We start from the raw sequence: 1,602 nt of genomic DNA on the forward strand, positions 1-1,602 counted from the left end.
TAGTGGATTTTTTATAATAAATAATAATACCCTTTAAACCGTTGAGAATACTATGTTTTCAGCGGTTTTTCATTTTATTTTAGTGGAAAATACTTTTTTTATCCACTAGACATAAACCATTGATATTACTCTATTACAGACATATTTAGTGGATTTAGTGGAAAATAATTTATATGCTTACACATAAGAAATAAATATAATAATAATATATATATAAAGAATACATTGAAAAAAACACACTAAATACACTAGAATACCATCAAAACATTGAAAACACTATATTCCAACTAGTTGATTTTGAAGAAAAAACACCCACTAGACATCCACTAAAAACTCACTAAAAACCCACTAGACTTAAAATACAAGTATGTTTAACTGTAATGTTAATAAAAAGGAAGTGTATTTATGATGTGAAAGTATTAATTTCGTGACACGATAAAAAGAGGTTTATAAACACTGTTAAAGCAATCTATGTGGACTCGATAAAAAAGGAACTATGCTAATACAATACACCTTAAAGGATAGGGCATAAGTTATAGGCTAACCTTGACAAACGTGTACTCCTATATAAAACACTTAATAGGGTGCAAACCACGATAAACGTTGATATTACTAAGGGGAGTTAGGTTAGACAGTAGGTTACATATCTGTAAATGTGTATAGATGATATACATTGCATAGAGAGTATATAGGGATATATGTACCAGGCAAGGTATATGACTATATAAATATTATATAAGATATATATAAACTATTAAATCTAATGGCATAGTTACTACCGATACCATTTAATATTGGTGCTTAAAAAGGGCATAATATAAGAACAATAAGTATAGTTAAAAGCATTCAACATAATAATTGTTATATTGAATGGATATTGTTATAAGATAAATAGTTATTGATAAACAGTATAATATTAATAGCTTATAACTAATTATATTGAATGGAATATTAAGTAAAATATATATGCCCCTTACCTTCTAAATTCCAATTTATGTATACCCCGTCCACTACCCCCACAAAATTTCTCACCAATTTTCAAAACTCGATGGGGCGTCACCTTCTAAAATTTGGCTAGATGTCTTTCTTACAGTTACAATAAATATTTTTTCAAAATAAAAGGGCAAATAACATTACCAACATAAAAATAAACCACCTTATTTGGTGGCTTTTTCAACGTAATCCTTTAGTACTGTAATGACTAGATTATTAAATGATCTATTTTCTTTTACTGCAATTTCTTCTAATTCCTTTTTTAGTTCTTTAGAAATAGTAATTAATGTTCTTGTATTATTTTCTGATATTTTACCCATATTCTCACCTCGAAAGCATTATAACATGATATTTACTTGTTGACTAGTTGATATCAGCTTGATATAATATAGCTAACAAAGGAAGGAGATTTTATGTATGAAATATGAAGAAATTGCAAAATTAATCAATAATGTTATAGAGAATGAGTTTAATCACGTACAAGAGTATCGAGAAAGGGAATTTACGGATACAGATAAAGAACAAATTAAACTTAATGAAGCATCCGAAAAATTATTTAAACAATTACTTGAAAGTATTCCAGAAGAGTATAAAGAGCAATTGAATGAT

2 protein-coding genes are annotated in these 1,602 nt (G+C 27.2%); one reads left to right on the forward strand and one right to left on the reverse strand.

Annotated features, from left to right (window positions below; translation table 11 throughout):
- Positions 1-1,157: 1,157 nt before the first annotated feature.
- The gene (locus ABDZ93_RS19980) at positions 1,158-1,313 is read right to left on the reverse strand and encodes a DNA-binding protein (protein WP_343828282.1); all 156 of its coding nucleotides are present in this window, start codon (positions 1,311-1,313) and stop codon (positions 1,158-1,160) included.
- Positions 1,314-1,410: 97 nt separating this feature from the next.
- On the opposite strand from ABDZ93_RS19980, the gene ABDZ93_RS19985 reads away from it, so the two are divergent.
- Positions 1,411-1,602 (forward strand): hypothetical protein (locus ABDZ93_RS19985; RefSeq protein ID WP_343828283.1); only part of this gene is annotated, 192 nt, incomplete at its 3' end.

Source organism: Clostridium subterminale, from assembly GCF_039521425.1.
In the GTDB taxonomy this organism is placed as follows: domain Bacteria; phylum Bacillota; class Clostridia; order Clostridiales; family Clostridiaceae; genus Clostridium_J; species Clostridium_J subterminale.

Bases quoted from the DNA above. Each gene is read 5' to 3' on its own strand.
- ABDZ93_RS19980 (WP_343828282.1), bottom strand. From the start codon at position 1,313: ATGGGTAAAATATCAGAAAATAATACAAGAACATTAATTACTATTTCT.